At 74.0% G+C, this 18,837-nt stretch carries 15 protein-coding genes; 6 read left to right on the top strand and 9 right to left on the bottom strand.

Going from position 1 to position 18,837, the window contains the following annotated elements:
- The first annotated feature begins 174 nt into the window (after nt 1-174).
- Entirely contained in the window at nt 175-1,149 is a 975-nt protein-coding gene (locus tag MMF93_RS02490; protein ID WP_242749154.1) for a nucleoside hydrolase, read from the top strand.
- Between the two features lie 8 nt (nt 1,150-1,157).
- Nucleotides 1,158-2,579, top strand: a complete 1,422-nt coding sequence (gene uriT, locus MMF93_RS02485; protein ID WP_242749152.1) for a uridine transporter UriT — start codon at nt 1,158-1,160, stop codon at nt 2,577-2,579.
- A 195-nt stretch (nt 2,580-2,774) separates the two neighbouring features.
- On the opposite strand, the gene MMF93_RS02480 is transcribed toward uriT, so the two are convergent.
- The gene (locus MMF93_RS02480) at nt 2,775-2,993 is read right to left on the bottom strand and encodes a ferredoxin (RefSeq protein ID WP_114020735.1); all 219 of its coding nucleotides are present in this window, start codon (nt 2,991-2,993) and stop codon (nt 2,775-2,777) included.
- Between the two features lie 3 nt (nt 2,994-2,996).
- Nucleotides 2,997-4,187, bottom strand: a complete 1,191-nt coding sequence (locus tag MMF93_RS02475) for a cytochrome P450 (RefSeq protein ID WP_242749150.1) — start codon at nt 4,185-4,187, stop codon at nt 2,997-2,999.
- Nucleotides 4,188-4,342: 155 nt separating this feature from the next.
- Between MMF93_RS02475 and MMF93_RS02470 the strand changes: the two genes are divergently transcribed.
- Nucleotides 4,343-4,933: a TetR/AcrR family transcriptional regulator gene (locus MMF93_RS02470; protein WP_242749148.1), complete on the top strand. Its 591-nt coding sequence runs from the start codon at nt 4,343-4,345 to the stop codon at nt 4,931-4,933.
- 31 nt (nt 4,934-4,964) lie between these two features.
- Here MMF93_RS02470 and MMF93_RS02465 read toward each other — a convergent pair whose 3' ends face one another.
- Nucleotides 4,965-5,741 carry an SDR family NAD(P)-dependent oxidoreductase gene (locus MMF93_RS02465; protein WP_242749145.1) on the bottom strand — a complete coding sequence of 259 codons (777 nt, stop codon included), beginning with the start codon at nt 5,739-5,741 and terminating at the stop codon, nt 4,965-4,967.
- 220 nt (nt 5,742-5,961) lie between these two features.
- Here MMF93_RS02465 and MMF93_RS02460 point away from each other — a divergent pair, with 220 nt between their 5' ends.
- Nucleotides 5,962-6,774, top strand: coding sequence for a response regulator transcription factor (locus tag MMF93_RS02460; RefSeq protein ID WP_274709420.1), 813 nt, complete (start codon nt 5,962-5,964; stop codon nt 6,772-6,774).
- Between the two features lie 11 nt (nt 6,775-6,785).
- Nucleotides 6,786-8,465 carry a sensor histidine kinase gene (locus MMF93_RS02455; protein WP_242749143.1) on the top strand — a complete coding sequence of 560 codons (1,680 nt, stop codon included), beginning with the start codon at nt 6,786-6,788 and terminating at the stop codon, nt 8,463-8,465.
- 46 nt (nt 8,466-8,511) lie between these two features.
- Here the strand turns inward: MMF93_RS02455 and MMF93_RS02450 are convergent, their stop codons facing one another.
- The gene (locus MMF93_RS02450; protein ID WP_242749141.1) at nt 8,512-9,744 is read right to left on the bottom strand and encodes an MFS transporter; all 1,233 of its coding nucleotides are present in this window, start codon (nt 9,742-9,744) and stop codon (nt 8,512-8,514) included.
- Nucleotides 9,745-9,815: 71 nt separating this feature from the next.
- Between MMF93_RS02450 and MMF93_RS02445 the strand changes: the two genes are divergently transcribed.
- Nucleotides 9,816-10,586 carry an AraC family transcriptional regulator gene (locus MMF93_RS02445; RefSeq protein WP_242749139.1) on the top strand — a complete coding sequence of 257 codons (771 nt, stop codon included), beginning with the start codon at nt 9,816-9,818 and terminating at the stop codon, nt 10,584-10,586.
- 110 nt (nt 10,587-10,696) lie between these two features.
- On the opposite strand, the gene MMF93_RS02440 is transcribed toward MMF93_RS02445, so the two are convergent.
- The 5 genes from MMF93_RS02440 to MMF93_RS02420 all read right to left on the bottom strand — a co-directional run bounded on the left by MMF93_RS02440 (nt 10,697) and on the right by MMF93_RS02420 (nt 18,345).
- Nucleotides 10,697-12,091 carry a UbiD family decarboxylase gene (locus MMF93_RS02440; RefSeq protein WP_242749137.1) on the bottom strand — a complete coding sequence of 465 codons (1,395 nt, stop codon included), beginning with the start codon at nt 12,089-12,091 and terminating at the stop codon, nt 10,697-10,699.
- Nucleotides 12,092-12,159: 68 nt separating this feature from the next.
- Nucleotides 12,160-13,107: an amidohydrolase family protein gene (locus MMF93_RS02435; RefSeq protein WP_242749135.1), complete on the bottom strand. Its 948-nt coding sequence runs from the start codon at nt 13,105-13,107 to the stop codon at nt 12,160-12,162.
- A gap of 91 nt (nt 13,108-13,198) precedes the next feature.
- The gene (locus tag MMF93_RS02430; RefSeq protein ID WP_242749133.1) at nt 13,199-15,673 is read right to left on the bottom strand and encodes a molybdopterin cofactor-binding domain-containing protein; all 2,475 of its coding nucleotides are present in this window, start codon (nt 15,671-15,673) and stop codon (nt 13,199-13,201) included.
- Nucleotides 15,674-15,895: 222 nt separating this feature from the next.
- Complete coding sequence (locus MMF93_RS02425; RefSeq protein WP_242749131.1) at nt 15,896-16,636, bottom strand: GntR family transcriptional regulator; 741 nt, start codon at nt 16,634-16,636, stop codon at nt 15,896-15,898.
- Between the two features lie 71 nt (nt 16,637-16,707).
- The gene (locus tag MMF93_RS02420) at nt 16,708-18,345 is read right to left on the bottom strand and encodes a nucleobase:cation symporter-2 family protein (RefSeq protein WP_242749129.1); all 1,638 of its coding nucleotides are present in this window, start codon (nt 18,343-18,345) and stop codon (nt 16,708-16,710) included.
- Between the last annotated feature and the right edge of the window lie 492 nt (nt 18,346-18,837).

The raw sequence follows: 18,837 nt of genomic DNA, 5'->3' as shown, positions 1-18,837 counted from the left end.
CCACGCCGAGTTCCCGCGGGTGCCGTGCATGCCTCCCGCGGGTGAACCCTTGTGCCGACCTCGGGGCAGGGCTACTCTCTCGGCCAATTGATTGTCCGACAATCTCGACTGCTCGGTCGGGCGCCTCTCGGGCTGCCCGCCCTGCCGCTCGTCTCCTCTCCCGGGAAGTGACCCATGCCCGTCTCCGCCCCCCGCCCTCTGCTCGTGGACTGCGACACCGGAATCGACGACGCCGTCGCCCTGCTCTATCTCTGCCGGACCCCGGGGGTGGACCTGCGCGCCGTCACCACCGTCGCCGGGAACACCACCGCGGAGCGAGCCGCCCGCAACACGCTCCAGGTACTGGAGACCGCGGGCCGTGCCGACATCCCCGTGGCGGCCGGAGCCGCCACCACCCTGCGCGGCGACACCCACCCCGAGGCCGGTTTCGTCCACGGCGACGGCGGCCTCGGCGGTGTCGCGCTACCCGCGCCCACCGCGGCACCCGGCCCGGGCACCGCCGTCGAACTCCTCCTGCGCACCGCCCGCGAGGCCGAGGCCGGCATCGACATCCTCGCCACGGCGCCGCTGACCAACCTGGCGCTGGCGCTTCGCGCGGAGCCCCGGCTGCCCGAGTGGGTGGGCCGTCTCACGATCATGGGTGGCGCGGTCCACCACCCCGGCAACATCAGCCCGCTCGCCGAAGCCAACATCGGCCACGACCCGGAGGCGGCCGCCGCGGTGCTGGCCGCCGGGTGGCGGGACCTGACCCTCGTACCGCTCGACGTCACCATGCGCGAGAACCTCACCGAGGCGCACCGGCAGCGGCTGCTCGCCTGCGGCAACCCCGCCGGCCGGCTCGCGGGCGAGATCCTCGACTTCTACTTCACCTTCCACGAGGAGACGGCGCTGCCCTTCCGCGGCTCGGCCTGCCACGACCCGCTCGCCGCGGGGATCGCCGTCGGCGAGGTCACCCCCCGGGCCGCGCCCCGGCTGCCGGTCACCGTGGACACCGCCGACGGCGCGGCACGCGGCGCGCTCGTCGCCGACACCCGCGGCATCCACCGCGGCTACCCCGCACAGCCCGGCGCCAACGCCGCCGTGGTCCTGGAGACCGACGGCACGTTCCCCGAACTGCTCGTCGACCGCCTGTGCCGGATACGGAAGTGAGCAGCGGGATGGCATCCGACCTGAACGTCAGGACGGCGAAGAAGCCGGCCGGCACCGCCGCGCTGATGACGGCACTGCTCGCCGCCTGCGTGGCCTTCCAGCTCAACGCCAGCATGCTCAGCCCCGCCCTGGTCACCATGGCCCGCGAGCTGCACACCGACGAGGCGGCCACCGGCCTGTCGCAGACGGCGTTCTTCACCGCCTGCGCGATGTTCTCCCTCTTCCTGCCGCGCTTCAGCGACATCGTCGGGCGCAGGCGCGTGCTGCTGTGGATGCTCGTCGTCATGGCCGCCGGCACGGTACTGGCCGCCGTGGCGCCGAACATCGCCGTGCTCGACATCGCCCGCGTGGCCCAGGGCGTCTCAGGACCCGTCGTGCAGATCTCCCTGCTGATGCTGCGCTCCGAGATCACCGACCCGAAGCGGTTCGGGACGCTCATGGGTCTGGTCACCGCCGTCAACGGCGGCATCGCGGGCGTCGACGCGCTGGCCGGCGGCTGGCTGGCCGCCCACCACGGCTTCCGCAGCATCTTCTGGGTGATCGCACTCGTCGCGCTCGTCGCCGCGGTGGCCGTCGCGCTGGGCTGCCCCGAATCCCGCCCCTCGGCCGGTACCCCGATGGACTGGCCCGGCGTGCCGCCCCTCGTGATCAGTGTCGCGGCGCTGCTGCTCGCCGTCGACCAGGCCAAGAAACTGGGCGGGGCCAACTGGCCACTGGCGGCGGGCCTGCTCGCGGTGGCCTTGCTCGCGTTCGCGGTCTTCTGGAGGGTGGAGAAGGGCAGCCGGCACCCCCTGGTGCGCATCGACGACCTGCGGCAGCGCGCCACCTGGGCACCCCTGCTGACCACCCTCCTCACCCTCACCGGCGTCTTCGCCGCCGTCAACGGCGTGCTGATGTCGTTCGTGCAGAACGAGCAGGCCGGGTTCGGGATGGGGGCAGGCCTCGCCTCGCTCGTCTTCCTCACCCCGTTCGCGCTCGTCGGCTGGCTCGTGGGCCCCTTCACCGGGCGGCTCGCGCCCCTGGTCGGCTACCGCCGCCTGCTGCGCTGGGGCCTGCTGGGCAGCGCCGTCGTGGTCGTGGTGATGGCGCTGGTCGGCGTCCACTCGCTCCCCGTCATGGTCGGCTGCACCGTCCTGCTCGGGGTCACCTACGCGGGCATCGCCAACATCGTCCTCAACCTGCTCGGCGTGGTGCTGGCGCCCAAGGACCACCCCGGGTTCCTGCCCGGACTCATCTCGGCCGCCTTCGGCCTGGGCGCCGGGCTCAGCTTCGCGCTGCTGTCCGCCGTCCAGGTGTCCGGCAGCCCGCAGGGGAGCTCCTCGGCAGGCGGCTACGTGGCCGCCCTGCTCCTGGGAGGCGTCGTGGTGGCGGCCGCCTACGCCGCCTCGTTCCTCATCCCCCGGCCGCGGGAGGCGGAGGTGGCGCCCTGAGACGCGACGAGGCCGGTTTCTGAGCCGCCCGCCGCACGCCCCGCCCGAGTCTCACGGGCGGGGCAGGTGCGACGTCCACCGCGCGGACGGGGACGGTGGACGCGAACGGACCACCCGTCCACCACGCAGGACGCGGGCGGGCGTTCCGCGGACCCGGGCGGGCGTTGCGCGGGTCAGGGGCGGGCGCTGCGCAGGTCACGGACGGGGGCCGACGACCTCGCCGTCCTCGTCCAGCAGCGTGATGGCCAGCGCCGGGCAGGAGTCCGCCGCGTCGAGGGCGGCCTCCTGCGGGTCGATCTCCTCAGCGACCGCACGCGAGCGCTCGTTCTCCAGCTCGAAGACATCCGGTGCCATGCCGGCACACATGCCCGACCCGATGCACACGTCCCGGTCGATCTCGACACGCCACGTCATCGTTCACCACCTCACCGGCATGGAGCGCGGGCCCCGCACGAGCATCGCCGTCTTCCAGTCGATGTCCCCTGCCAGTCGCACACCCGGCAGGATACCCAGCAGCGCGCGCAGCGCCTCCTGGAGCTCGACCCGGGCCAGGGGCGCGCCCAGACAGTGGTGCACGCCGTGCCCGAAACCCAGATGCGAGTTGTTCGTACGGGTGATGTCGAGCTTGCCCGAGCCGTCGAAGCGCAGCGCGTCGCGGTTGGCCGCTCCGATGGCCACCAGCACCGGGTCGCCTGCGCGCACGCGCGTCCCCGAGATGTCGATGTCCTCGGTCGCGTAGCGCGGCTGGCCCGCGCCGACGCCGAGCGGCACGAAGCGCAGCAGCTCCTCCACGGCGCCGGCGACCAGTGCCGGGTCCTCGCGCAGCCGCGCGAACTGCTCGGGGTGGTCGAGCAGGACACAGAGGAAGTTGGGGATCTGGCTGGCCGTCGTCTCGTGCCCCGCGACGAGGATGCCCACGCACAGATCGACCAGTTCCAGCTCGGAGAGCCGGTCGCGATCGTCCCGCGCCTCGATCAGCGCCGTCATCAGATCGTCGGCCGGGTGCGCGCGGTGCTGGTCGATCAACCCCGCCATGTAGGCGCGCAGTTCGTTCCTGCTGGCTTCGAACTCCTCGGCCGTCAGCGAACTGGTCGACAGCGCGTTGTCGCTCCACACCCGGAAGCGCGGCCTGTCGGCCTCCGGGACCCCCAGCAGCCGGCAGATCACGCCGACGGGCAGCGGCAGCGCGAAGTCGTCCACCAGGTCGGCGGGCGGCCCCGCCTCGGCCATGTCCCGCAGCAGGTCCTCGGCCAGGGCGCGGATGTCGGGGCGCAGCTTCTCCACCCGCCGCACGGTGAAGGCCTTGGCCACCAGGGTGCGCAGCCTGGCGTGTTCGGGCGGGTCCATACTCAACAGCCCGCCCGTCAGCCGCCCTTCCGACTGGCGGGGCTCGTCGTGCCGCACGGACTCCGCGCGGCTGAAGCGGCTGTCGCCCAGGACGAGCCGGGCGTCGGCGTAACGCGTGACGAGCCAGGCGTCCTCGCCGTAGGGGAGGCGCACGCGCGGCAGCCCGTCCTGGTCGCGGATCAGGGCGTAGCGGTCGGAGAGGTGGAGGGACGTCGCCTCGTTGAAGGGGTAGGCCACGGGTTCGGTGTCGGTGCTGGTCACACGACCTCCTACCGGTTGTAAGCGTCTGCTTACAAAAGTAGGCCGGTGCGGTCGCGGCGGTCAACGGTGCCTCACCGGGGTGCGGTTGGGCGCGGGGCCGTTACGCTGGCCGCTCCGAGTGGCTGCTTCGACGGGGGATTCGACGGGGGAGGGGCATGACCGCCTACCGGACCGCACGCAAGAGAGACGCCGCAGCGACACGGCAGGCGCTGGTCCAGGCGGCGGCGGTGCTGTTCGCGGAGCGCGGCTACGAGCGCACCACCGTCCGCGAGATCGCCGCCCGCGCCGGGGTCAACCAGGCGCTGCTCTTTCGCTACTTCGGCTCGAAACAGTCGCTGTTCGAGGAGGTGGTGGCCGGCGAGAGCCTGCGGCACCTGCGCGAGACCCCGCCAGAGAGCGTGCTGGAGACCGCGCTGCGCGGCCTGCTCGCCGCGGGCACCGACGAGCAGGGACAGCGCCACCGGGCGCTGGAGATCTTCCTGCGCTCGGCCGTCGGCGGCACCGCCTCCCGCACGGGGGCGCTGCTGAGCGAGGAGTACGCGGACGCCCTCGCCACGCTCACCGACGCGGAGGACGCCGCGCTCCGCGCCGACCTGGTCCTCGCCTGGCTGCTGGGCATCGGCCTGACACGTTCGGTGGTCGGCAGGGGGGCTCTCGCGGGCGCCGACCCCGACGAGGTGTGCGCCCTCGTCCTCGACTGCGCCCGCACGATGCTGGAGAAACTCCCCGAGGCCGGGGGCCGTTGAGTACGCGCGCGGGGCCCGGGGCGGCCGCCCGTCACCGCTCGCGGTGCAGCTTCGAGTTGGAGGCCTGCGCGCGCGGACGGACGACCAGCAGGTCGATGTTGACGTGGCTCGGGCGGGTGACGGCCCAGGTGATCGTCTCCGCGACGTCCTCGGCCGTCAGCGGCTCGGCCACGCCCGCGTAGACGCCCGCGGCCTTCTCGGCGTCCCCGTGGAACCGGGTCAGCGCGAACTCGTCCGTCTTGACCAACCCGGGCGCGACCTCGATCACCCTCACGGGGCTCCCGACGATCTCCAGCCGCAGCGTCTCGGCGAGTACGTGCTGGGCGTGCTTGGCCGCGACGTACCCGGCGCCGCCCTCGTAGGTGGCGTGCCCGGCCGTGGAGGAGAGCACCACGACGGTGCCGTCACCGCTGTCGGTGAGCGCGGGCAGCAGCGCCTGGGTGAGGTTCAGGGTGCCGATGACGTTCGTCTCGTACATCTGCCGCCACTCGTCAGGTTCGCCCGAGGCGACCGGATCGGCGCCGAGCGCCCCGCCCGCGTTGTTCACCAGCACATCGACCGACGTCAGAGACCGGGCGAACGCGTCGACAGCGGCGCGGTCCGTCACGTCCAGGGGGTACGCCTCCGCGTGGTGGCCCGCCTCGCCGATCCGGGAGGCGAGGGCCTCGATCCGCTCGGCACGGCGCGCGGTGAGGACCACCCGGTAGCCGGCGGCCGCCAGTCCGCGCGCGGTGGCGGCCCCGATACCACTGCTCGCGCCGGTGACGACAGCGGTACGGGTCGGGACTGCGGAAGCGGTGGCGGTCATACGGTACTCCTCGAACGTACGGCGGACTCCCGCCAGGGTACGCACCGACCGCCCCCCACCACCGCCGCCTCCGGCACCCCGGGCCGCCGCCCCACTGCCACCGCCTCCGGCGCCCCCGGCCGCCGGCTCACCGGCCGGCGGACCCCGTTCCCGGCGTATTCTCAGCCGGCTCACAGGTGCCGCACAGGGAACTCTCAGGGTCGGGGCGGAGGCTGGCGGCATGGGTGAGTCTTCTGTGTCCGCCGAAGCCGGGCGTGCCGGTGCCGTCCCGTCGCGGCCCGGGGCCGCTTCGGCCGCCGCGACCGCGACGGGAGCGGCGCTCACGCGGGACGGGCGACCCGTGCGGGTGCTCGTGGTGGACGACGAGCCGCCGCTGGCCGAGCTGCTGTCCATGGCCCTGCGGTACGAGGGATGGGAAGCGCGCTCCGTCGGGGACGGCGCCGGTGCGGTGCGCGCCGTACGGGAGTGGCGCGCGGACGCGGTCGTGCTCGATGTGATGCTGCCGGACACCGACGGACTGACGGTGCTGCGCAGGCTGCGGGGTGAGATCCCGGGGGTGCCCGTCCTCTTCCTCACTGCACGGGACGCGGTGGAGGACCGTATCGCGGGGCTGACGGCGGGCGGCGACGACTACGTGACCAAGCCGTTCAGCCTGGAGGAGGTCGTCGCCCGGCTGCGCGGTCTGCTGCGCAGGGCGGGTGCCGAGCAGGTGCGCGACGTGTCGCTGCTGACGGTGGGCGACCTGGTGCTCGACGAGGAGAGCCACGAGGTCTGGCGGGCGGACGAGGAGATCCGGCTGACCGCCACGGAGTTCGAGCTGCTGCGGTTCCTGATGCGCAACCAGCGCCGGGTGCTCAGCAAGGCGCAGATACTCGACCGCGTGTGGTCCTACGACTTCGGCGGCCAGGCGAACATCGTCGAGCTGTACATCTCCTACCTGCGCAGGAAGATCGACGCGGGGCGGCAGCCGATGATCCACACCCGGCGGGGCGCCGGCTACGTCCTCAAACCCGGCGCGCCCGACGGCCGGTGAGGACCCTCACGATGCCCTCCCTGCGCGCCCTGCCCGGTCTTCTCGGCCGCCCGCGCCCGCCGCGACTGCTGCGGACCCGCCTGGTGCTGTGCGTCCTCGCGCTGATCGCCGTGGTCGCGGCGGTCATCGGCACGGTGACCACCATCTCCCTGCACTCCCACCTCTACCGGCAGCTCGACGACCAGCTCGCCGAGGTCGCCGTGCGGGCCGCGGGCCCCGGCCCGCCGGGACATGGCGCACCGCCCGACGGGGACCGGCTGCGCTTCTTGACCATGGGAGGCCAGCCGCTGGGGACGGTCGGCGCCGTGGCCCCGTCGGGGTCGGGCGGCAGCGGCCAGGACTCCGGCGGCACGAAGGTGCTCCACGCGGGCATCAGCGTCCAGGACGACAGCGCGCCGACGGGCCACGGGGTGGCGGTGGAGCCCCTGTCCCAGGAGCAGCTCTCCGCACTCGCGCACGCCCCGCGCGACGGTGAGCCGCACACCGCGGAGCTGCCCGGAGAGGGGACCTACCGGATGCGGTCGGTGCCGGTGGACGGCGGCACGCTGCTCGTCGGCCTGCCCGCCTCGGGCGTCCAGGACACCGTCAGCACGCTGGTCGTCACCGAGGTCTGCGTCGCCTGCGCGGGGCTGATCGCCGCGGCGCTCGTCGGCACCGCCAGCGTGCGGCTCGCGCTGCGGCCACTGGCCCGGGTGGCGCAGACCGCCACCCGGGTCTCCCGGCTGCCGCTGCACGAGGGTGAGGTACGGCTGCGTGAACGCGTCCCGCTGCGCGACATCGACCCCCGCTCCGAGGTCGGGCAGGTGGCCGCGGCGCTCAACAGGATGCTGGGGCACGTCGGCGCGGCGCTGGCGGCCCGCCACGAGAGCGAGACGCGGGTGCGGCGCTTCGTCGCCGACGCCAGCCACGAGCTGCGCACGCCCCTCGCCTCGATCAGGGGCTACGCGGAGTTGACCCGGCGCGGCCGGGAGGAGGTGGGCCCCCAGACCCGGTACGCGCTCGCGCGCGTCGAGGCGGAGTCGGAGCGGATGACCGACCTGGTCGAGGACCTGCTGCTGTTGGCGCGGCTGGACGCGGGCCGGCCGCTGAGCAGGTCAGAGGTGGACCTCTCGGCGCTGGTGGTGGACGCGGTGAGCGACTCCCGCGCCGCGGGCCCCGACCACAGGTGGCAACTCGACCTGCCCGGCGTACCGGTCGTCGTCCCCGGCGACGCGGCGCGCCTGCGGCAGGTGCTGGCCAACCTGCTGACCAACGCGCGGACCCACACCCCTGAGGGCACCGTCGTCACGGCTCGCCTGCGGCACGTTCCCGCGGCTCCGTGCCTTTCTTCGCCGCCCGACGGCGACGCTTCCTCGGGCGCGGCCGAGATACGGGTCGAGGACGACGGCCCCGGTATCCCCGCCGAGGCGCTGCCCGTGGTCTTCGAGCGCTTCGCACGCGCCGACGCCTCGCGCTCACGCGCCCAGGGGAACACCGGCTTGGGGCTGGCCATCGTTCGGGCGGTGGTCGCCGCGCACGGGGGAGGAGTGAGCGCGCACAGCTCGCCCGGCCGCACGGTCTTCGCCGTACGACTGCCGCTCGTCGAGGGCCGCGCCGCGGCGCCACCGCCCGCTGACGACCCCCCGGACCCGAGCGGGGACGCGCCGGTCCGCGAGCGCCCTCACGGGGCGTCGCCGTCCGACTGCGCGTGACGCTCGGCCAGTGCCGACGGATGGCACCGGTGCTGCCGAGGTCCGTTCAGGCCGCCGGCTCCGTGTGGGCGCGGTGGGGGAGCAGGCCGAGTGCGAGTCCGAGGGTGGCACAGGTGGCGCCGAGAGCGGCGACGGCCGGCCAGCCCGCGGCGCTCCAGGCGAGCGAGCCCGCCAGGGAGCCGGTCGCGATGCCGGCGAAGCGGCAGGTGAAGTAGCTGGTGTTGAGCCGGTTGTGCAGGTGGGTGGGGAGGGAGAAGAGCGCGGTCTGGCTGACCGTCTGGTTGCCCCACACACCGACGTCCAGGAGGACGATGCCGGCCACCAGCCAGGCCAGGGAGGTGCCGCCGGGAAGCAGGACCAGCCAGCCGGCGATCACCGCAGCGGTCAGCGCGGCCAGACCGCGCCGTGGGCCGTACCGGTCGGCGAGCCTGCCCGCCCACGGGGAGGCCAGGGCGCTGGCGGCGGCGACGAGCCCGAACAGCCCGATCCGCGCGCTGTCGTAGTGGTAGTGGCGGGCCAGCAGGAACGTCAGCGTCGTCCAGAAGGCGCCGAAGGCCACACCGACCAGCGCCCCGGAGAAGACCACCCGGGCGACCGGAGGCCGGGCCGCCAGCCGGGGCAGGGAGGCCAGGCAGGCGAGGTAGCCCTCGGTGCCGGCCGGTGCCGGGTCCGCAGGCAGGCACCGGCGCAGGACGACGGCCAGCACAAGGGTGAGGGCGCAGGAGACGGCGTACACGCCGCGCCAGCCGACGAGCTCGGCGAGCGCGCCCGCGTAGGCGCGGGAGGCGAGGATGCCGACGAGCAGCCCCGCCTGCACGGTGCCGACGACGCGTCCCCGTCCGCCCGGCCGACCCTCGGGCGGCTCGGACAGCGCCACGGCCAGCGGCGTGACCAACTGCGGTACGGGGGAGAGCAGCCCCGTCGCGAAGCCGGCCGCGGCCAGGAGCCAGGCGCTGGTGGCGGCCGCGCTCGCCGCCAGGGCCAGGCCCGAGCAGGCGGTGAGCACCAGGATGAGCCGACGTCTGTCGTGGCTGTCCCCCGCGGGCACCAGCAGCAGGATGCCGGCCGCGTAGCCGAGCTGGGTGGCGGTGGGGATCGCGCCCAGCAGCGCGGCATCGGCCCGCAGCGAGCCGGCGATCTCCTCCAGCAGCGGCTGGCTGAGGTAGACGTTGGAGGCGGTCACCGCGCTGGCGACGGCCAGGACGAGCACGTGGAGGCGGGTCAGCCCGTGACCCCGCGCCGGTGGCGGGGGCGAGGGCGTCAGACGGGGATCAGGCACGGAGAACGACGCTATGGCCGGCCCGGCTGGCATACTTTCGCCGTACTGCCAGGTGATGTCGAGAGTGCGCCATGTTCGGGAAGAGCGAGAACCGGGACGACTACCAGGACGTGCCCCGTCCGGTGGCGGCGATGGCCCGCGACCTGGCCGACGGCCACCACATCCCGCCGCACCGGCACCGCAGGGCACAGCTGATCTACGGCATCACCGGAGCCATCACGGTGGGCACCCCGCTCGGCACCTGGGTCGTGCCGGCCAGCAGGGGCGCGTGGGTGCCCGCGGGGCTCGACCACGAGATGACCTGCGCGGGCAGGGTCGCCATGCGGACGCTCTATCTGGACCCGGGCGCCACCCGGCTGCCCGCTGCCCCCACGGTCGTCTCGGTCTCCCCGCTGCTGCGCGAGCTGATCGACGAGGCGACGCGGCTGCCCGTCGAGTACGACACCGAGGGCCGCGCCGGACTCGTCATGCGGCTGCTGCTGAGCGAACTCACCCCCCGCCCCGTGCCGGCGCTGCACCTTCCCGCCCCGGACTGCCCCCGCCTGGCGGACCTGTGCGCGCGGATCCGCCGCTGCCCGCAGGACGCGTGGACGACACGGCAGGCCGCCGCCGCCGCGCACATGAGCCCGCGCAGCCTCCAGCGCCGCTTCGCCGAGGCGACCGGTATGAGCCTGGGCCACTGGGTGCGGCAGGCCAAGCTGGCGCACGCGGTGGCGCTGCTGGCCAAGGGGGTGCCCGTCACCACCGTCGCGCTGCGCGTCGGCTACGCCACTCCGAGCGCCTTCACGGCCATGTTCCGGCGTGCGCTGGGCACCACACCGAGCCTCTACTTCTCCGCGTGAACGCCGCCGGGTCTCCCCGTGAACGCCGCCGGGTCTCCGCGTGAACGCCGCCGGGTCCGCGAGCGCGTCGTCGGGCCTGCGAGCGTGCCGCCCGGCCGTGCCGGGACGCGCTACCGCCCACCGCCGTCCAGCAGGCGCCGCGCGGTGCGTGTGCTGCGCGCGGCGACGTCGATGCGGACACCGTCGAAGCCGGGGGCGCGGGTGGCGTCCAGGGCCATCCGCGAGGTGGTGCCCTCCGCCGTGGACGACGGATCGAGGGGGCTGCCGGGAAGCCCGTCCACCACGAACACGTCCCGGTGCGGCTGCAGATGCGTCGCCAGCGCCCACAGCACCTCCGTGTCACGGGTGACGTCCACGTCCTCGTCCACCGCCACCACCGTCTTCAGGTACGGGTCCCAGCCCAGCAGCCCCAGCATCACCTGCCGCGCCTGCCCGGGCCGCGAGCGGCGCAGCGCCACGTACGCGTGGAAGTGGGTGCCGGAGGTCGGATAGTGCAGGCGTGCGACCTCGGGAAAGCGCTCGGAGAGTTTCTGCGCCATCTCCGCCTCGCGCGGGATGCGGGCGAGGTTGAGGTGGTCGGCGGTGTTGCCGCCCGCGATGTCCAGCAGCAGCGGTTCACGCCGGCCGAGCACCGTCTCGACGGTGAGCACGTTGTGCGTGGAGCGGCTGGAGGAGTACCCGGAGAACTCGCCGAACGGGCCCTCGTCCGCCCTGAGTTCCGGGTCGATGGTGCCCTCCAGCACCAGCTCGGCGCTCGCCGGCACCCGGATGCCGTACCGCGGGGTGCGCACCACCTCCAGCGGCGCCCCGAACAGGCCCCCCGCGACGTCCCGTTCGTCGGTGCCGGCATCGAGGCGGGCAGAGGCGGCCAGCAGGAACAGCGGGTGGCCGCCGATCACCATGGCCACCGGGAGCCGTTCGCCGCGCTCGGCCGCCAGCCCCAGCAACTGCCACAGGTGGCCGCGCGAGTGGAGGCTGGTGGCGAGCTGGTCACGCGCGTGCACCATGGCGCGGTGGTAGCTGAGGTTCCCCGCGCGCCCCGGCACTCCCGGCGGCGGTTCCGCGGCGATCACACCGCTGGTCAGGTAGGGACCGCGGTCGGAGGCGAAGTGCCGGATGAGCGGCAGCCTTCCCAGGTCCACCTCGGGCCCGCTGGCCACCCGCTCCAGCACCGGCCCCTCCGACACCACCCGCGGTGTGGTGCGCCGCGCCGCCGCTGCCTGGTAGGCGGCGTGCAGCTGCTGGGGCCGGGCGTCCAGCAGCCGGGCGACCCGGCGCCGGGAGGCGAAGACGTTGGTGACCAGACCGGTGCCGCCCAGCCCCCGCACACCGGGACACACCAGCATGTCCTCGCGTCCGCGGGCGGCCAGCTCCAGCACCAGGGCCGCCACGTCCTCCCCGTCGATCTCCTCGTGGACGGTGGTCACGTCCTCCGGGTGGCGTGCGGGGTAGTCCGCCAGGAAATCCCGCAGGTCCTGCGACCGTTGCGCTGCGCTCGCGTGCACGGCGCTCTCCCTCCCTCCTGCGCGGCACGGTCCGGGGGCGGGACGCGCCCCGCCCCCGGACCTGGCGGCTACGCCCGGGCCGCGGCCCGGGCGGCGCGGGTGCTGTCCGAGGACGCGTAGGTGTCGGTCAGCCGCAGCTTCGCCTCGGCCTCGTCGCGCGGTGGGGGAGTGGGCTCCAGGCCCAGCAGCCGGGCCATGTTGTTGCCGAGGTAGCCCTCCAGGTCCTCCTCGGACAGGTGCATGCCCTGCGGTGGCGGGCCGCACAGTACCTCCAGCTCACGCGCCCACATACCGGGCTCGTTGGGGGGCGAGTCGGTGCCGAAGACGAGCTGGTGCTTCTCCATCTGCTGGGCGAACTCCACGATCCGCGACTGGAGCAGCCAGCCCGACTCGCCGTACACGTTGGGCGAGTCGAGGATCATGTACAGCGCCTCGAAGCAGTACACGCCGCCGGTCTGCACCCCGAAGTGGGCCAGGATGAAATTGACGTTCGGGAACTCGCGGATGATCGGGTAGAACTGCGTCGGGATCGAGTACGGACCGTCCCCGGTGTGGATCAGCACCACCACGCCCAGCTCATCGCAGACCCGCAGCACAGGACGCAGCCAGTCCAGGGCACGGTCGGGACGATAAGCGTGCATGTTGGCATGCAGTTTCATCATCTTGTAGCCGTACTCCTTGACGTGGAACTCCAGTTCGTTCGCCCCGTTCTCGGGACCGAAGCGCGGGTTGTACAGGAAGTTCCCGACGAACCTGTCCGGGTGCGCCGTCACCAGTTCGGTGATGTAGGACATGTAGTCGCGGATGCCCTCGCGGCCGGTGCGCATCCCGTCCTGCCAGACGGTGTTGCCGGGCGGCGGCATGATGCAGCCGTAGTCGATGCGGCGCGGTGTGCCGTTGATGGTGTAGGGGCCGTCCATCATCGCGAGCGTCCGCTCGCCCGTGAAGGGATCGCCGGCGTGCCGCCAGGCCTTGTCCGGCTTGTTGGTCGGGTGCATGTGGGTGTCGATGATCACGTGCGTCGTCCTCTCCCTCGGTGGGGCCCTCGGCTGGGGCCCGCGGTGGGCCTGTCGTACCCGGACCGTTGGGGGAACCCGAAGGCCCGCCTCACCTCCCCTCGGCGGCGTCGATGATCTCCTCGGGCCGCACCGGCACCCTCGGCAGCCGAAGCCCCGTCGCGTCCCGCAGCGCGTTGGCGAGCGCCGGAGTGGAGGAGAGCGTCGGCGGCTCACCCACCCCGTTCAGCCCGTACGGGGAGTCGGGATGCGGCAGCTCCAACAGGTCGGTGGGGACCGGCGGCATGTCGGCGATGGTCGGGATGAGGTAGTCGGTGAACGAACCGTTGCGTATCCGGCCGCCCTCGACGCGCAGTTCCTCCAGCAGCGCGAGGCCCAGACCCTGTGCGGTGCCGCCCTCGATCTGGCCGTGGACGGCGATCGGGTTCATCGCCTTGCCCACGTCCTGCGCGCAGGCCAGCTCCACCACCTTCACCAGGCCCAGTTCGACGTCCACGTCGACGACGGCCCGGTGCGCCGCGAACGCGAACGCGATGTGCGCCGCCCCCTGCCCCCGCTCCGGGTCCACCGGCTCGGTGCGCCGGTGCGCGTACGTGAACTCCGCCTCCACCGGGCCCTCGGCGAGCAGCGCGGCCGGCGGGCCGGTACCGCGTGCGCGCAGCCGCTCCCGCACCGCACGGCAGGCGCCCCGTACCGCGCCGCCGCTCATCCACGTGAGCCGGGACGCCGACGAGGAGCCCGCGTCACCCGCCGAGGTGTCCGCGGGCAGCACCACCACCCGCTCCACTCCCAGTTCGGTGCGCGCGATCTGCGCCTGCACGGTGACGATGCCCTGCCCGCACTCGGCCGCCGCCGACCGGATCTCGGCGACCGGCTCGCCACCCGCCAGCAGCAGCCGCACGTGCGCCGTGGAGCGGTCGTCCACCCCGCCGGAGAACCCGATGGCCTTCACCCCGACCGCGTAACCGACGCCGCGCCGCACCCCCTCGCCGTGCGTGGTGTTGTTCAGCCCGCCGGGCCGGGCCGGCGAGGCCTCCGGCTGCCCGTCTCGTGCTGCGGGCGGCGGCAGCGGACGGTCGCGCAGCCGCCGCAGGAGTTCGGCGACGGGCGCGGGGCCGTCCACGGGCTGCCCGGTCGGCAGCACCGTGCCCGTCCGCATCGCGTTCCGCTCCCGCAGCTCCACCGGATGCATGCCAAGACGCCCGGCCAGCCGGTCCATGCCCGACTCGACCCCGAAGCAGGACTGCACCGCGCCGAAGCCCCGCATCGCCCCGCAGGGCGGATTGTTGGTGTAGACGGCGAACCCGTCGATCGCCACGTTCGGCACCTCGTAGGCACCGGCGGCGAAGTAGCTGGCGTTGGCGGTCACCACCGGAGAGGTCGAGGTGTACGCGCCACCGTCCAGCAGCAGCCTGGCCGTCATGTACAGCAGCCGGCCCTCGCGCGTCGCGCCGTGCTCGACGCGCATCCGCGACGGATGCCGGTGCACATGGCCCAGGAACGACTCGCGGCGGCCGTAACTCATGCGCACAGGACGCCCGGTGCGCAGCGCCAGCATGGCGGCGTGGATCTGGCAGGAGACGTCCTCCCGCCCGCCGAAGGCTCCGCCGACCCCCGACAGCCGCACCCGCACCTTCTCCACCGGCAGGCCCAGGCTCGCCGCCATCTGCCGCTGGTCGTCGTGGATCCACTGCGAGGCGACGTACGCCTCCACCCCGCCGTCCTCCGCCGGAACCACCAGCACCGACTCGGGCCCCAGGAACGCCTGGTCCTGCATCCCGGTCTCGTACACCCCGGCGACGACCACGTCAGCGCGGGCCCGCGCCCGCGCCACGTCACCGTGCCGGATGCGCACGTGCCGTACCAGGTTGCCCGGTGCCACCCGGCCTGCGGCGGGACCGCCGGCCGGAGCCGCGGACGCCGCGGTCGGGGCGCCCAGGGGGTGGGTCTCGTGCACCAGTGGACCCTCACCGCGCAGCGCGGCCTCCGGGTCGGTGAGCGCCGGGAGTCCGACGTAGCGGACGTCGATGAGGGCGAGCGCGCGGCGCGCCGTCTCCGGATGGTCAGCGGCGACCAGCGCCACCGGCTCGCCCTGGTAGCGCACCCGGTCGGATGCCAGGACCGGCTGGTCGGCCACCTTCATCCCGTACCGCGGCAGCCCGGGAACGTCCTCGTGGGTGAGCACGGCCCGCACCCCGGGCAGTGCGCGGGCGCGGGACGCGTCGAGGCTCAGGACGCGCGCCGAGGGGTGGGGGCTGCGCAGCGTGGCGCCCCACACCGCGTCGTCCCTGCGCAGGTCCGAGGAGTAGGCGAAGGCCCCGGTCACCTTGAGTCCGCCGTCGGGGCGCGCCGCTCCGCTGCCGACACCGGCGCCCGAGCCGGTGTTTCCGGGCGTGCGCGGGGCGCCGACGCCGCGCGGCGGAGCCGCCGTCCCGCCGACCGGCCCGGTCTGGGCCGGCGCGGTCTGGGCCGGTGTGGTCTGGGTTGGCGTCGTCCAGGTCGGTGGTGTCTGGGCCTGGGCCGGTGCGCCGGTGTCGGGTGGGTGCGCTGTCGTCGTGCCGCTCACGGTGTGCCTCCCTCTCGCCGGGTGTCGGCCTCCGGTGGCCGGTGGCCGGTGGCCGGTTGTTCGCAGGTGGTGGCAGGTGACTGGTGGGCGGTAAAGGCGGGGGTTGTGGGTGCGGTGCCCGTGCGGGCGGTGCCGGCGGCAGCGCGGTGGCCCGGTGCCTCCCGCTCGCCCCGCACACCGAGCGGCGGCGGGGCAGGCGGGTGGGAGCGCGGCGGTCCCGCGCTACCCGGCGCTGCCGGCACGCGGCGCCCTCGCCACCGCGTCTGGTGCCGGCCCCTCGGCCGGCACCCGCTGCGGCACCGTCTGCGACAGCCGGATCCGCAGCCGCCGCACGTGCTCACGGGCCGCCTCCTCGGCCGCCTGCGGATCGCCCGAGGTCATCGCCTCGAAGATGCGCCGGTGTTCGGCGACGGCGAGCCGCTGGGCCTCGGGGCTGCGCCAGAGTGAGTGCAGCGCCAGGTGGGCCTTGCCCTGGATGGTGTCCAGGGCGGCGGTCAGGTGGTCGTTGCCCGCCACCTCGCGGATCAGCCGGTGGTAGGCCATGTCCATCCGGGTGTGGCTCTCCTCGTCGTCCCCGGTGGCCACCACGCGTTCGTGCTCCTCCAGCAGCGCGCGCAGCTCGGCGACCCGCGCCGCGTCGAGCCGCTCGGTGGCCAGCCGGGCTGCCAGCCCCTCCATCACTTCCCGCAGCACGTACAGCTGGCGCACGTCCGCCACGTCCACGCGCGCCACGACCGCCCCCCGGTGGGGTTCGTGGGTGGCCAGGCCGTCGTGGATGAGGCGCTGCACCGCCTCGCGCACGGGGCTGCGGCTGATGCCCAACTGCGTCGCCAGCGCCGGGACGGAGAGCGCGTCGCCCGGGCACAGCCGGCCGGCGAGGACGGCGCTCTTCAACTCCTGGTACGCTTGGTCGGCCAGCAGACTGCCGCCTGCCAGACGGCTCACCGCGCTCTCGATCGGCATCGTGTGGAAGAACCCCCTCGTGCGGGCCCGGTCTCGGTGGGCGGAAGTGGTCGGTGGGAAGGCGGCGGCTCTCAGGTGTGGGCTCCGCCGGGTGGTGGCGGCGTCCCGGTGGCCTGGCCACTGCCTGTGGCGGCTGTTCCGCCACCGGTCACGGCCGGGCCGGGGCCGGTGACGGCCGGGCCGGGGCCCGCGCTCGCCGGTCCCGCCTGTGTGGCGTCCGTGGACGGATCGTCGGCTGCCCTGACGACTTCATGTTGCATGTGCTCTCCGAGGCCGTCAACGCCTCGTGCCGCCGCGGACGTTGGCGCCTCGCGCCGTACCGGCAGGCTTACGTGGTAAAAGAGCAGGTTGAGCAGCACAGCCGTGAGCGAACCGAGGATGATGCCGCTCCCGAAAATTACATGCAATTGCTCGCCGGGAAGCCGCTCCGCGAACTGAGGGTAGGCGGTGGGCAGAAAGCCCACGCCGAGGCTGACCGCCACCACGAGCGTGCCGTGCCTGTGCGCCAGGTCGGCCTGCGCGAGGATCTGCACACCCACCACGGTGATGGTGCCGAAGAGGACGATCGTCGCCCCGCCCAGCACCGGCGTCGGCATCGCGGCGATCACCGCACCGACCTTCGGCATCAGCCCCAGCGCGGCCATGATGACGCCGGACGCCGCGACCACCCACCGGCTGCGCACCCTGGTCAGCTGCAACAGCCCCACGTTCTGCGAGAACACCGTGCTGGGGAAGGAGCCAAGCAGTCCGGCGAACATCGTGCCGAGCCCGTCGGCGCGCAGCGCCCGTACGACGTCGCGTTCGCCGACCTCGCGTCCGACGATCCGTCCGACGGCGAAGAACTGGCCGATGCTCTCGACGGCGATCACCACCATCACCAGCGACAGGGACAGCGCCGCCGCCGTGTCCCAGCGCGGCGCCCCGAAGTGCAGGGGCTCGGTCATCCCGAACCACCGTGCGGACCCGGTACCCGAGAAGTCCGCGAGCCCCGTCGCCATCGCCAGCCCCGTCCCCGCCAGCAGGCCCACCAGCACCGCCACGGTCGCCGCGAAGCCGCTGGAGAAGCGTGAGACCAGGATGATGACGAGGAGCGTCGCACCGGCCAGCCCCAGGTGCGCGGGGCTGCCGAAGGAGGCCGCTCCCGGATCCCCGCCGCCCACCTGCTTGGCGGCCACCGCCAGCAGCGTCACCCCCACGACCGTCACGATCGTGCCGGTCACCAGCGGCGGGAAGTAGCGCACCAGCTTGCTGAAGACCGGCGCGACGACGAAGAGCGCGAGTCCGGCGGCGATCACCGCGCCGAACATGGTGGACAGGCCGGCGTGGGCCCCGCCGGCGGCCAGCCCCACCGCGATGAGTGAGGGGACGGCGCTGGTGGCCGGGCCCTGCACGACAGGCAGCCGGATGCCGATGCCGGGCAGTCCGACGGACTGGAGGAGCGTCGCCAGCCCGCACGCCAGCAGCGAGGCGTTGACGACCATGGCCTGGTCCGCGCCGCGCAGCCCCACCCCCTGGGCGACCAGCAGCGGCATCACGGCCGCTCCCGCGTAGAAGGCGAGGACGTGCTGGGTGCCGTACACGAACAGGTGCCACACGGGAGGTACGGCGTCCACCTCGTGCGGCGAACGCGCGCGGGGCCCGGGTCCGCCGGCCCTGTTCCCGGCGCGGGACGCGCGCGGACGCCCCACGACGCTGCGGAAGTTGACCATGCCCTGCTCCCTCCTCCGCCGCGCGGATGAGCGGCGGATTCCATCGGTGCGGCCGACGGCACGGAGCAGCCGTGACCGCGGCTCGGGCAGGCCGGTGGACGGACCGGCTCCGGGGGAGTGCTGCGTGCTCGGTGCTGCGTGTTGGACGCGGCACTGCGTGTTGCATGCAATGTAAGGGACCGTAGAGACAGCGGCGTGCCTGTCAACCCGTCCCGCACCCCCGGCACCTTGGAGCCGTGTGGCGGAACACCGGGCCGAATCCGGGCCGAACACCGTGACGTGCTGGCGACTCAGGGGCCCACCCACGCCGTCCACCGTCTTGACAGTCCTCGGCGGAGGCGCATTACATGTTGCAGGCAGGCCGTCCCCGGGGCGGCCCGCCGCAGCGCACCCCTCCGCCGGTGACCTCCCGCCCCAGAGCGGGCCAACCGTTCGGCGAGACCGAGCCGTTCGTCCCCGCCGCCGCCTCCGCGCGGTCCGGGGGAGGGAGCC

This window comes from Streptomyces tubbatahanensis, assembly GCF_022699385.1.
GTDB classification, from domain to species: Bacteria; Actinomycetota; Actinomycetes; order Streptomycetales; family Streptomycetaceae; genus Streptomyces; species Streptomyces diacarni.
The sequence above is the reverse complement of the archived record's forward strand: the minus strand, read 5'-3'. Positions and strand labels throughout refer to the sequence as shown.